General features: G+C 41.3%; 11 protein-coding genes. 5 read left to right on the top strand and 6 right to left on the bottom strand.

The window, feature by feature from the left end:
* From H6H03_RS09395 to H6H03_RS09380, 4 genes are all read right to left on the bottom strand, one after another.
* Positions 1-969: a GUN4 domain-containing protein gene (locus H6H03_RS09395; RefSeq protein ID WP_190954868.1), complete on the bottom strand. Its 969-nt coding sequence runs from the start codon at positions 967-969 to the stop codon at positions 1-3.
* A 413-nt stretch (positions 970-1,382) separates the two neighbouring features.
* Entirely contained in the window at positions 1,383-2,129 is a 747-nt protein-coding gene (locus H6H03_RS09390; protein ID WP_190954977.1) for an ABC transporter ATP-binding protein, read from the bottom strand.
* Positions 2,129-2,386, bottom strand: coding sequence for a hypothetical protein (locus H6H03_RS41735; protein WP_190954989.1), 258 nt, complete (start codon positions 2,384-2,386; stop codon positions 2,129-2,131). Before H6H03_RS41735 ends, H6H03_RS09390 begins: the two co-directional genes overlap by 1 nt.
* Positions 2,332-4,350, bottom strand: a complete 2,019-nt coding sequence (locus H6H03_RS09380; protein ID WP_390842043.1) for an acylase — start codon at positions 4,348-4,350, stop codon at positions 2,332-2,334. Before H6H03_RS09380 ends, H6H03_RS41735 begins: the two co-directional genes overlap by 55 nt.
* A 489-nt stretch (positions 4,351-4,839) precedes the next feature.
* Between H6H03_RS09380 and H6H03_RS09375 the strand changes: the two genes are divergently transcribed.
* From H6H03_RS09375 to H6H03_RS09355, 5 genes are all read left to right on the top strand, one after another.
* A complete protein-coding gene (locus tag H6H03_RS09375) occupies positions 4,840-5,871 on the top strand; it encodes a FecCD family ABC transporter permease (protein WP_190954867.1) in 1,032 nt (343 codons plus the stop codon).
* Complete coding sequence (locus tag H6H03_RS09370; protein WP_190954866.1) at positions 5,868-6,908, top strand: FecCD family ABC transporter permease; 1,041 nt, start codon at positions 5,868-5,870, stop codon at positions 6,906-6,908. The genes H6H03_RS09375 and H6H03_RS09370 overlap by 4 nt, the downstream gene beginning before the upstream one ends.
* A gap of 114 nt (positions 6,909-7,022) precedes the next feature.
* Positions 7,023-7,832, top strand: coding sequence for an ABC transporter ATP-binding protein (locus tag H6H03_RS09365; protein WP_190954865.1), 810 nt, complete (start codon positions 7,023-7,025; stop codon positions 7,830-7,832).
* A 53-nt stretch (positions 7,833-7,885) separates the two neighbouring features.
* Positions 7,886-9,679, top strand: coding sequence for an ABC transporter ATP-binding protein (locus tag H6H03_RS09360; RefSeq protein ID WP_313931818.1), 1,794 nt, complete (start codon positions 7,886-7,888; stop codon positions 9,677-9,679).
* 97 nt (positions 9,680-9,776) lie between these two features.
* A complete protein-coding gene (locus tag H6H03_RS09355) occupies positions 9,777-10,649 on the top strand; it encodes an Rpn family recombination-promoting nuclease/putative transposase (RefSeq protein WP_190954864.1) in 873 nt (290 codons plus the stop codon).
* A gap of 104 nt (positions 10,650-10,753) precedes the next feature.
* On the opposite strand, the gene H6H03_RS09350 is transcribed toward H6H03_RS09355, so the two are convergent.
* Positions 10,754-11,128 carry a DUF1636 family protein gene (locus H6H03_RS09350; RefSeq protein WP_190954863.1) on the bottom strand — a complete coding sequence of 125 codons (375 nt, stop codon included), beginning with the start codon at positions 11,126-11,128 and terminating at the stop codon, positions 10,754-10,756.
* Between the two features lie 115 nt (positions 11,129-11,243).
* Positions 11,244-12,227, bottom strand: a complete 984-nt coding sequence (locus H6H03_RS09345; RefSeq protein ID WP_190954862.1) for an ABC transporter substrate-binding protein — start codon at positions 12,225-12,227, stop codon at positions 11,244-11,246.
* Between the last annotated feature and the right edge of the window lie 11 nt (positions 12,228-12,238).

The following is a 12,238-nucleotide window of genomic DNA, read 5'->3' as shown; positions in this document are numbered from 1 at the left end:
CTATAAATTACCTGACAAAAGCAACTTCATAATATCCTGTTTAATGCCCTGCCCCCACCACTCCAAACAGGGCAGATGTCCCCTGGGAGCCGACAGATCGAATTTTGCATCTTCTAACCAAATCCAGCGTTGATTGCTCAACCTCCAACCAACGCAATCACCAAAACATTCCCATGCTTGTTGTTCGCTGCCATCGCCCAGTTGACCACCACACTCTAAAAAGATTTGTTTGTGTATGCTCAAGCCAAAGTGACCCCGGCTGTAAGTTGTCCATAGGCGATCGATTGTCTGCAAATCTGCCTCAGGAATCTTCATTGCCCAATTCAGGGATAGCCAGTAAGTGTCATCTGGACTGTAGTATTCTCCTCCACTGAGTTCAAAAATCATTCTACGGGTCAAATCGTCTGCAACTCGCCAGTTTTTCTGACGCAGACTAGTTTGTAAGTTATGATACTTGGAATTTTCAATGATGGGTTCATGTGGGGGCAAATCAAGCTCAATTTTGCCCTTTAAGGGAGGCTCTGGTAACTTAAACCCTAATACCTTTGACACAGCTTGCTCTAAAGCTAGGTAAGCAGCTGTGCGATAAGAGTAAGGTCTAGAATCAATAGAATGCTCAGAACCGCCAATGATTCTAACATTTGTGTTTTCATATGGAAAAGGAACGTATTTAATTGAGGCAAACTTGTTTGAATCTGAGGCGATCGCCTCACACAATCCCTGATACACATCTTCTAAAAACCGAGTTGTCAATAAGTAATTCGCATTATCATTTAAAGTGCTGTTTTCGGTGACTGACCACAACATAAAACAGCCGTCTGCATCAAAGTTCGGTTCTAGCTGAACAATGACGTGCCCGTACCCATTGCCATCTATGCGTATAACCTTTCCCTCACCTACAACAGGCGTTTGAATTTGAGGCAGGTTGATGGGATTTTTCGATTTGTGGATCAGTGGATAGCGTTGCATCGCGGGAGGCTATAAAGACAAACGTGGGTAAATATTAATACATTTATCGACCAATTCGCAGTTCGCAATTATGAATTATTTGGACTGTAGTTTTAAGCAGCATCAATAACCATATATAGGAGTCTGATTTGAGTTATGAAAAAATCTAAGTATTTGTAGGGTGTGTTATGGCGTAGCCTAACGCACCTAAATCGTTAACTCGTGCTGTACCCTCAGGCTAACGCACCCTACTGGCGTGGCAAGACTAAAATAGTGCATTAATAAAAAAGTCGAAAACATTGATTTATCTCAATTTCATCCAAAATCTATTGCAACATTTAAGGCTTGCCACGCTACTACGTATATTTCTCCAAATCAAATATGAGTCCTATAAAATTATGGCTGATAGCTTTGATGTAGTTGAAATTAAAAGCCTATCTGTTGTCGATGGTGGTTTCTTTTGACTTCTCAATTGTAACTTCTGACTGGTCTTTTAAGGTGATTTGACGGTTGGTAATACGTTCCAATTGGTTAGGGTCATGACTTGTCCAGAGATATGCACGTTGTGGGTGTTCGTGTTGCCAAGTTGTAACTAAAGCCTCTAAACTTTGGGCAGTTCCAGCATCTAGTGAGGCAGTAGGCTCATCTAGTAGCAGTATCGCAGGTGAGAGTTGCAAAGCTCTCAAAAAAGCGACTATCTGCGCTTCTCCACCAGAAAGAGCGCTAACCGGACGCTGCAAAAAGTCAGGCTTTTTATGCAAAAGATGTAGATAGTTTAAAATCAGCTCGCGGTTGTAAATTAGATGGCGGTGAACAGCTAATCGATAAACTTGCTGGAGATTTTCTTCCACAGTTCCTTCCCAAAGGGCTGGTCGTTGTTGCAAATAGATAATTTGGGAACGATAGGTGGGCATAAAGTGGGAATTGATCTGCTGTCCCTGAAAAATAATTTGTCCTGCTTGTAGGGGATCGAGACCAGCTAATGCTCGTAGGAGTAAGCTTTTACCAGAGCCAGAAGCACCTATTACCGCTATTCGCTCCCCTGGAAATACTTGAAAACTAAGGTGACTCCAAATCCAGCGATCCTCAACTCTTCGCCCTAAATCCTGTACCGAAAGAATAGGGTTGTTGGGAAGCAATTCTGGTTGAGTGGTGTGGTTTTTGGTCAGTCGATCTTTCATCAGTTGAAAATAGGGAGTAGGAAGTGTGGGGAGTGTGGGGAGTGTGGGGAGATGGGGAGATGAGGGAGTGTGGGGAGATGGGGAGATGAGGGAGTGTGGGGAGTGTGGGGGGAAAGATTTCTTCCCCATCCTCCCACACCTCCCACACCTCCCACACCTCCCACACCTCCCACACTTCCTGCAATGCCCCATGCCCAACCGTCTAGAATACTTTTCGTGCTTCCAGATGGGCAAGGATATCGTCGCGATCGCGCCACACAGGACGCAATTTTTTCTTGGCAAACATGTCTAACTGATCGCCGATATGGGGCGATCCCGGCTGAGTTGCATTGCCATAGCTGGTGAGTGCCATTGCTCGTACAGGGTTAGAAAATTCAATTGCCGCAACATAGGAATCACCAAGTTCGGATTTAAACTTCCCATCTGACTCCGGTGAAAAATAGAGGCTTCGGAAGATCCCAAGGGGATCTGCACCACCATTGCCAGGTAAATCGATATTGCCATAACGTAGTCGAAAAACATCTCCCCACGGGACATCTATAGTTCCATAGGTTTTTTTGATTTCTGCTGCCACTGTTTCGAGTGTTGCAACTGCACTTTCTGGATTAGCTAAACCGTCGGGTGTGGTGCGTGGGGAGCTTTCACTCCAAGGTTGACTAAATGTCTTATCTAAGTCGAGCTTTTGAACCCAAAAGGCAAATAGTACCGCCCCTCGACTATCTGCATTGGCTTGGCGATCCCAGGTTTCTAGAACATTAGCTGCTTTTTGTCCTAAGTCCCTACCGTACTTGCGGGCAGCAGGAATTAAATCATCCAAAAGGCGATCGGCCATTTCCATGCGGGTCGAGTGCTTGTATGCAATCATTTCATCAAAAGAGATTTTGTCATCTTCAGCCAACATCTTTACAGAACGTTGTGAGCGGAAATCCATGAAACGAGGTGCCATGTAAGCCGGGTAATCATCTGCTTTAATCGCAGTTGGGAATGTAGTTGTCCAAGGTGGATCGTTAGTATTTTGCAACCAACCACTTTTAGGATCGACTATGCGAGGTAAATCTTGGTATGGATGGATTTTTGTCCATAAAGTTTTAGATGTATTCCCAGGAATCACGCCTCGCCAATATGCAAAATCTCCTTGTTGACGTACCGGCACTTGACCGTTGAATAGGTGCATAATATGTCCTTCTTTATCGGCATACATTACTGTAAACATCGATAGTTGCAGGCGTTTGAGTGCGGTTTCAAATTGGTTGAGGTTTTTTGCTCGTGCCATATCCCACCACTGTTGGAGTACACCTGGTCGGTCAAGACCGGCAACTCTCAGTGCTATGGCTTTACCATCTTTCTCAACTACCACAGGCCCGTGGATGGAACTCTTGACTACTAATGGTTGTTCTTGCAAAGAACCATCTTTCTGCTTCACCTTCAAAGACAAGGTTTTGGAAACGAATTTGCGAACTGTGCCATCAAAGAGGTAACCATTATTTGCCAGTTTAAGTTCATACAAATCCCAACCGTCATAGGTGTTAACGGTGTGAGTCCAACCTAAATTGTTGTTGAAAGCGATCGCTAATACGGGAATACCCACAAGTGTCGCTCCATAAGCATCAATTCCCGGTGTGGTGATTTGGGCTTCGTACCACAAAAATAAATCCGACCAAGGTAGATGGGGATTGGCTAGTAGCATTGCTTTCCCACTGGCAGAATGTGAAGGTGCGATCGCCCAACCATTAGATCCTGCTTGCAATTTTTCTTTGCTCAAATCAAATACTGGCCCTGGATCGACCACAAAGGTGAAATTGAGTACCCGATGTAAGTGAGCCATGACATCTTCTGCCTTGACTGGTAGCACTACTTCAACGCGATCGTCAATCAAGTTTGCATTTTGGGCAGCATAAGCATTGATCCCAGCCGCAAAAGCATCTAGATACTTGCGAAAACTTGGATTTTGTGCTTTGTACCAAGCACCAGCGCGTTCTGGTACTCCCATACTCAGCACCCAACGATCTGAGTCTAGATATTCTTCACCCCAGTATTCGGCCGCACGTCCCCGTGATTGACCATAAAGACGCAAAAGCAAATCTCCATGACTTTGCATTTGCGCCCAACCAAAGGCATAAAAGGCACTTCGATCGTCTTTACCGTAGATATGCGGTACTCCATAGGTATCCCATAATATCTCTGTTGATTTTGTTGGTGTAGCTATAGTCTGGCTACCCATAAACAAAACCATTATTAGGCTGAGTATTAAGGGTAAAATGCGTATTGCTTTTCTTCTGTATGTTTTTGGTAAAATATCAAACTTCATATTAGTCATTGGTTATGAATTGTTGTCTCCCTTGTCTCCCTTGTCTCCCCAGTCCCCAGTCCCCAGTCCCTACTCCCCACTCCCTTTTTCAAGTTAGATTTAGGTTGATCTAAACAATATCAGTTTGTTGAGAAAGTATATCAAAACTTTTTGACTATCTTTTTCGTTTTAAAAATGGGGAAATCTTTGCAGGATAGTGTAATCTATATATTTATCAAGAAAGATTATCAATTTAATGACTAAAAAACTGCTAAATATTGAAAGCGGGAATTTACAGATATTTTCATCTAGTGCAGTTCGCTGTGGGGGCACATCTGTCCCTACAGAGGGTTTAATTAGCTGAAAATAGCTGTAAAAACACATAACCATCAGAGTGTAATATTTTCAACTGACAGCAGGATAATGATAAAAGCCACCATAGTGTCACTGAAAGGATTGAAAAAGCGGCAAATGTCGGGCTTTTTTGGTCTGATTTTGGGACTTTGTATGCTACTAATTTGCTTGGTGTGCAGTGTGACGCTGGGTGTAGCAGAAATACCTCTAGATCGGATTTTGTCATCTTTTATAGTCTTTGATGGTTCCTACGATCGCTTAATTATTCAGACTGTGAGATTACCGCGATCGCTCATTGCTATTCTTGTAGGATCGGCCTTGGCAGTGTCCGGAGCGTTAATGCAAGGTTTAACACGCAACCCTCTAGCAGATCCAGGGATTTTGGGTATTGAGTCGGGTGCAGCAGTAGCGGTAGTTGTGGCGACTTTTATATTTGGCAGCGCATCCCTAGATATTTACACGGTTGTGGCATTTCTAGGGGCAGGAACCACGGCAATATTAGTTTATTTCCTGGGTTCTTTAGGACGGGGAGGAGCCACTCCATTAAATTTGACGGTAGCAGGTGCGGCTTTAACTGCTCTGATTTCTTCTGTCACCACCGCTACTCTAATTGTCAGCCAACGCACCCTAGAAGAAATTAGATTTTGGTTAGCTGGTTCGCTAGCTGGCCGGGATATGGATATGTTTTTTCAAGCATTGCCCTTCGTCCTCATTGGATTAGTTATTGCTTTTGCCCTTGGCAAACAAATTACTACCATGAGTTTGGGTGAAGACGTAGCTAAAGGCTTAGGTCAACAAACAGCTATGGTTAAAATTGCGACTGCAATTAGCGTAATTTTACTAGCTGGAAGTTCCGTTGCCCTTGCCGGGCCAATCGGCTTTATTGGCTTAGTCGTGCCGCATATAGTGAAATTTTACATAAAAGCTGATTACCGTTGGATATTGCCTTATTGTGCGGTTTTGGGGGCTATTTTACTTTTGATTGCAGATATTGGCGCTCGTGTGTTGCTCAAACCACAGGAGTTACCTGTAGGTGTGATGACAGCACTTGTTGGCGCACCCTTTTTTGTCTACTTGGCTAAGTCAAAGGTGAAAAAATGAATTTTGATTGGCTAGTCATTCGTTCTCAAGGAATGTCCTTTCGTATAGACCGACGCGTACCATTCATGGTGCTATGTTTGGCACTAGCGATTGTAGTGGCAATGGTGATGAATTTGGGGCGGGGTGAATATCCGATTTCGCCTGGGGATATTGTGAAAACTTTACTTGGTTTAGATACAGGAAACCCAGACCATGCATTCGTAATTTACAATTTGCGTCTACCCCGTACCCTTGTAGCTTTGATGGTGGGGGTGGCGCTGGCAATTTCTGGGACTATCTTTCAAGGGCTGACACGCAATCCATTGGCCGATCCCGGTATTATTGGCATTAATGCCGGGGCGAGTTTGGCGGCAGTTACCGTAATTGTTTTATTTCCGGCAGCAGCAATTTACACCTTGCCGCTATCGGCTTTTGCTGGTGCTTTGCTGATGGCGGTTTTGATTTACTCGCTGGCTTGGAATAACGGTAGTTCGCCGATCCTATTAATTTTAATGGGTGTGGGTTTATCTGCGATCGCCAGTGCCATAACCAGCTTAATGATTACCTTTGGGCAAATTTCTGATGTTAGTAATGCTTTAGTTTGGCTAGCTGGAAGTGTCTACGGACGCACGAGCGAGCAAGTATTTTCCCTATTACCTTGGCTAGTTATTTTTGTCCCAATGGCTTTGACATTAGCAAGACATTTGAACGCTCTTAATTTAGGAGATGATGTTGCTAAAAGTCTAGGTAGTCTAGTGGAATGGCAACGTGGTTTATTGATCTTCGTGGGGGTAGCCTTAGCAGGCGCAGGAGTCGCCACCGCCGGTAACATTGGTTTTGTGGGTTTAATTGCACCCCATCTAGGCCGACAGTTAGTAGGTACAACCCACGAAGCCTTGATTCCTACTTCCGCACTCTTAGGAGGAGTAATTGTTGTCATGGCAGACTTCTTAGGTAGAACCTTGTTTGTACCTATCGAACTTCCTTGTGGAGTAGTAACTGCTGCCATTGGCGCTCCTTATTTTTTGTATTTATTAATTCGTAATCGGAAGAAATGAGGGACTGGGGATTGGGGACTGGGGACTAGGAAAAAAGGATATTTTATCAACTAAAAAATCACGTTTTTATAAATCCAAAATTCAAAATCTAAAATCCAAAATCCAAAATTCATTATGAAAGGATTGTCAACCAAAAGTTTGTCTTTAGCTTACGATGGCGCTACGATTATCCGTGACTTAAATTTAGCAATTCCTGGCGGACTAATTAGTGCTTTAGTTGGTGCTAATGGTTGTGGTAAATCAACTTTGTTAAGAGGCTTGGCAAGATTACTCAAACCGCGTGGCGGTATAGTATATCTTGATGGAACTTCTATTTTGAATCTTTCCACCAAAGAAGTAGCACAACAGTTAGGTATTTTGCCCCAAGGCCCAGTAGCGCCGGAAGGATTAACAGTACGAGATTTAGTAGCACAAGGACGTTATCCTTATCAAAATTGGTTACAACAATGGTCGGCAAAAGATGAAAAAATTGTACAACAGGCGCTAGAAATTACAGATTTATTGAAATTGGCAGATAGAGCATTAGATACTTTGTCTGGTGGACAACGACAAAGAGCTTGGATTGCTATGGCACTGGCTCAAGATACAGATATTTTACTCTTAGATGAACCGACTACTTTTTTGGATTTGGCACACCAAATAGAGATTCTAGATTTATTGTATGATTTGAACCAAACTCAAGGACGAACAATTGTAATGGTACTGCATGATTTAAATCAGGCATGTCGTTACGCAGATTATTTAGTTGCTGTGAAAGATGGTCGCATTTTTGCTGCTGGCGAACCAAAGTTAGTGATGACTAAAGAAATGGTTCAGGAGGTTTTTGGATTGGAGTGTCGTATCATTCTCGATCCTGTTGTGGGGACTCCTATGTGTCTACCAATAGGACGCAAGGGAAAAATAAATCATCAGCAAATTGAATGAAATCCCTCATGCAATGTCTAACCAAATCATTTAATTACAAAAAATAAACAGTCGTGACAAGAGTATCTCAAAAGTCTAAAAATTCAGGTTATCCTCTAAAACGCTTGCTCAATTATGGCAGCCAATATCGCTTACAAATTTGGCAGGCGACATTATTTACTATCATCAATACGATTTTAGATTTAGCACCGCCGTGGTTAATTGGTGTTGCGGTGGATATTCTCGTAGAACAGCAAAATTCTTTCATTGCCAAATTAGGTGTAAAAGACATAATTTGGCAGTTTTTCTTGCTTGCAGTTGCCACCATCATTATCTGGATACTAGAATCAGCTTCCGAGTATGCATATACTAGACTTTGGCGGAATTTAGCCCAAAATATCCAGCATGATTTACGGGTAGATACCTACAATCACGTACAAAAATTAGATTCAGCTTACTTTGAAGAAAGTACTATCGGCGGTTTGATGTCAATTTTGAATGATGACATCAACAGATTGGAAGATTTCTTGAATTTTGTAGCTAGTGAAATTATCCAAATTACTACTTCAGTTATTATTTTAACTTGTGGTGCTTTCTGGATTTTACCCCCTTCGATTACTTTGGCAACATTGTTGCCCATGCCTTTTATTCTTTGGGGTTCTTTTACTTATCAAAAGCTATTAGAAGATCGTTACGCCGAAGTGCGAGAAAGAGTAGGTTTTCTCAATTCAAGATTGGAAAATAATTTGAGTGGAATTACTACAATTAAAAGTTTCACTGCTGAAGCTTATGAAAGTGCTAGATTTGCTGGAGAAAGCGAAGCATATAGGAAAAGTAACACCAAAGCAATTAAACTTTCGGCCGCATTTACTCCTTTAATTAGAATGCTAATTTTAATAGGGTTTACATCCTTATTATTTTGGGGAGGTATGGCAACATACAATGGAAAGATATCTATTGGTAATTACAGTGTTTTACTGGTTTTAGTACAAAGATTGTTGTGGCCATTAGTAACATTAGGAGAAATATTTGACAAATATCAAAGGTCAATGGCTTCTACTAATCGCATCATGAATTTATTAGATACTCACATCAATATTATTCCAGGTAAAAAATCTTTACCTGTTGAGCAAGTACGTGGTCAAATTGATTTCAAAGAAGTTACTTTTGCCTATGCTAATAGAGAGCCAGTAATTAAACGCTTGTCTTTACATATACCCGCAGGTAAAACCATCGCCATTGTTGGTTCTACAGGTTCTGGTAAAAGTACTTTAGTAAAATTATTATTGCGATTGTATGAAATTTCTGCTGGAAGAATCACTATTGATGGTATTGATATCCAAGAATTAAATTTAGATGATTTGCGTCGCAGTATTGGCTTGGTGAGTCAAGATGTATTCTTATTTCATGGTACCGTTGCTGAAAATATCGCCTATGGTACTTTTGATGCTAGGGATGAAGAAATCATTGCCGCTGGGAAAATTGCCGAAGCCCATGATTTTATTATGCGGCTACCCCAAGGTTATGAAACAATAGTCGGGGAACGAGGACAAAAATTATCTGGTGGACAACGCCAAAGAATTGCGATCGCTAGGGCTGTTTTGAAAAATCCACCAATTCTCATTTTAGATGAAGCCACATCAGCGGTGGATAATGAAACTGAAGCTGCTATTCAGCGTTCCTTAGAACGGATTACTGCAAATAGGACAACAATAGCGATCGCTCATCGTCTTTCCACTATCCGCAATGCTGATTGCATTTATGTCATGGAATTTGGCAAGCTGGTTGAATCGGGAACCCATGAAGAATTGTTGGAGAAAAATGGAATTTATGCTGGTTTATGGCAAGTGCAATCGGGGGTGAAATGATTTAGTTGAAGAAGAATACAGAATACAGAATTCAGAATTAAGAATTGGTTAATACTCTACCCACAAAAGGATAGAGTTTTAATAAGAAATAATATTTATGCGGCGAGACTCTATTTTCTACAAACTTTTTCAACAATACCCCACTTTGCTATTTGAACTTTTGACAAATCCCCTGACAAATGCGGATGCTTACCGATTTGATTCGGTAGCCGTGAAAGAACCAAAATTTGAAATTGATGGGGTATTTCTTCCACCAGAAAACGAAGGTGTAGGAGTTGTATACTTCTGTGAAGTACAGTTTCAGAAAGATGAACAACTTTACGAAAGAATATTTGCAGAGTCTTCGTTATATTTCTATCGCAATCGTGACAGATTCAGCGATTGGGAAGCAGTGATAATTTATCCATCTCGGAGTGTTGAACAAAGCGATACTAATCCCCATCGTTCATTGCTCAATGGTGGACAAGTACACCGAGTATTTTTGGATGAATTGGGCAATATTCGCCAATTACCTCTATGGGTAGCATTGATGGTGTTAACTACAGTGGAAGAAGAACAAGCACCAGAAGAAGCTAGATATTTACTGGAGCGATCGCGCCAGGAACAACCTCAACCGTCAAGTGGCGTCATAATAGAGTTAGTCACGACGATAATGGTGTACAGGTTTGAAAAATTAAGCCGAACAGAGGTAGAGTCTATGCTAGGAATCACACTCAAGGAAACGAGGGTTTACCGCGAAATTAAGGAAGAAGGAAGGGAAGAAGGAAGGGAAGAAGGACGACAAGAAGGACGACAAGAAGAGGCTGCTAACCTGATTATCCGACTGTTGACTAAGCGGTTTGGAAAACTTCCAAAAGAAATGCCTTCTTCAATTTTTGATTTATCTTTACCTATTTTGGAAGATTTGAGTGAGGCATTGTTAGATTTTACTAGCTTGGCTGATTTAGAAGCTTGGTTACTAGCAAAATAAATGAAATTATTACTAGCGTGCTTTAGGGTATTCCTGCGGAAAAGCAACCTATACGTAGCGTCTACCTCTAGAAACTATCGCCATACTGCAATAATTTACAGCTATCATTTTACAGGTGGAATTTGCGCGAAAATAGCAGACTGTAAAAGTTCAGGAAGTTTTTCCCAAGCTATGGCTCCCTTGCGGCTTTTGATATACAGTTGCATAAATTCTACTAATGCTGCTGCGCTTTTTTCTAAGCCAAGATTCACAAACAGATAGGTGGGTTTTTCTTCACTCGATACAGCTACAACACAACCTTGACTGCAAGCCCACAAACACGCAACTGACTGAATTTCAATTTCGTCAGAGGTAAAGTTTTTATTACATAAAGTGTTTACCTCGTCAAGTAAAAAATCGCCATCAAAAGGAGGATTTTCTGGTCGTTCTTCAGATGAGCGGTGACATGATTTACAGACGAATATAGTGTGTTTAGGCATAGGTTCAGGCTATGTTAATTAGCTATAGAATTGGTAAATATAGTGCCAAGAGTTGGTCTGAAATATTCGGGAATTTGTTAATAATCAATAATTCTAAAAAAACATGGTAGCAGAGTTACATTTTTGAATTTTTCGACTCATTGATAATCAAGTATTTATATAGATCATCGATTACCGCATCAGCCGCAAGTAAATTGTTTCCTCTCCAAGTCAGGTAATTTATCGGGTAAACATGATTTTGTTGAACGGCGCGAAGATGTTTCCAAAGTGGTTTTTGTTTGAGTTGTTCGAGAAAGTTTTGGCTATCATCATTCAAGGTTCCGACAAACATAATATCACCGTCAGCTTTCTCTAATTCTTCTACAGAAAAGTAAAGTAGTTTAGAAGGTACGATAACATTTTGTGCTTTGGTGCGTTGCAACCCCACATCTTTGAGAATAGAATCGGGAAACGAATTTTTCGCTTCAGTAAATATCACGCCAGGAGCCAAGAAGACAAGAGAAATTTCTTTGTTTTTATAGCGATCGCCTAAAGCTGCTTTGAGTTTTTCGATTCTTTGATTATAATGTTCCCATGCTTGCTGTGCAGCTGATTGTTTTCCTAAAACCTGAATCTCAAAATCAAATAGTTCTCGCCAGCTTTGACTCGCCTGGATATTAAATAATACAGTCGGAGCAATTTTTGAAAGTAGAGAATACAACTGTTTTTCTGCGCTCCAACCTATAATCAGGTCAGGCTTAACTAGTAAAATGTTTTCCAAATTAGGCGGAAAAATCCCTAGTGATTTTATACCATCTACTTTCCCCTGTAGATATGTATATTCATCCAGCATATCAATGTAGGTACTTGCCAGGGGTTTAACTCCCAGGACAAGGGCATTACCTAAAGTCGGTAAAGAAAAAGTGACAATACGCTGGGGGTTGATAGGAACGCAGGTTTCTCCCATTGTGTGTTGAACCACACGGCAATTTTTACTTGCCAAATCAGTAGAAGAAACTGTATTTTGAAATTGGCGATCGCTACAACCTGCCATCACTCCAAAAATCAAAAACATTAATAGTAAACAACCTATCAAATAGCGTAATGTCACTGTTTTCATAGCTTGAGTTA

It is taken from the genome of Nostoc paludosum FACHB-159 (assembly GCF_014698835.1).
In the GTDB taxonomy this organism is placed as follows: domain Bacteria; phylum Cyanobacteriota; class Cyanobacteriia; order Cyanobacteriales; family Nostocaceae; genus Nostoc; species Nostoc paludosum.
The sequence above is the reverse complement of the archived record's forward strand: the minus strand, read 5'-3'. Positions and strand labels throughout refer to the sequence as shown.